The organism is Streptomyces sulfonofaciens (assembly GCF_014656295.1).
Lineage (GTDB): Bacteria > Actinomycetota > Actinomycetes > Streptomycetales > Streptomycetaceae > Streptomyces > Streptomyces sulfonofaciens.
The window spans coordinates 1-566 of sequence record NZ_BNCD01000098.1 but is presented as its reverse complement, the minus strand read 5'-3'; the positions used below and the strand labels follow the sequence as shown (position 1 = coordinate 566).

Below are 566 nucleotides of genomic sequence, written 5' to 3'. Positions count from 1 at the left end.
CTTAGGGGCATCGCCTTTAATGAGTGATGCCATTGCTGAAATGCAAGATTTGGCAAAAATTTCTGACGCACTCGCTATCAATATCGGCACTCTCAATGAACGCACCATTTTATGCGCTAAAGAGGCTATCAAACATTATAAGGCTTTGAATAAACCCATTGTGTTAGATCCTGTGGGGTGCTCAGCGAGCGCTTTACGCCATGATACCAGTTTAGAGCTTTTGAAAAGTGGTGGGATTAGTGCTCTTAGGGGTAATGCTGCAGAATTAGGCTCTTTAGTGGGTATTTCGTGCAAAAGTAAGGGGCTAGACTCTCATCAAGCCACCACGCCTATAGAAATAGCCAAACGAGCGGCTCAAAAATATTCTGTGATAGCGGTAATGACGGGTAAAACAGATTATGTGAGCGATGGGAAAAAGGTTTTTAGTATTACTGGGGGGAGCGAGTATTTAGCGCTCATTACTGGGGCTGGGTGTTTGCACACAGCAGCGTGCGCGAGCTTTTTAAGTTTGAAAAAAGACCCCTTAGATTCTATGGCGCAACTTTGCGCGCTCTATAAACAAGCCG

Annotated in this window: 1 protein-coding gene; it reads left to right on the top strand. The window is 44.9% G+C overall.

Going from position 1 to position 566, the window contains the following annotated elements; genetic code table 11:
* Nucleotides 1-19 precede the first annotated feature (19 nt).
* Nucleotides 20-566 (top strand): hydroxyethylthiazole kinase (thiM, locus tag IE313_RS36730; protein ID WP_229925210.1); only part of this gene is annotated, 547 nt, incomplete at its 3' end.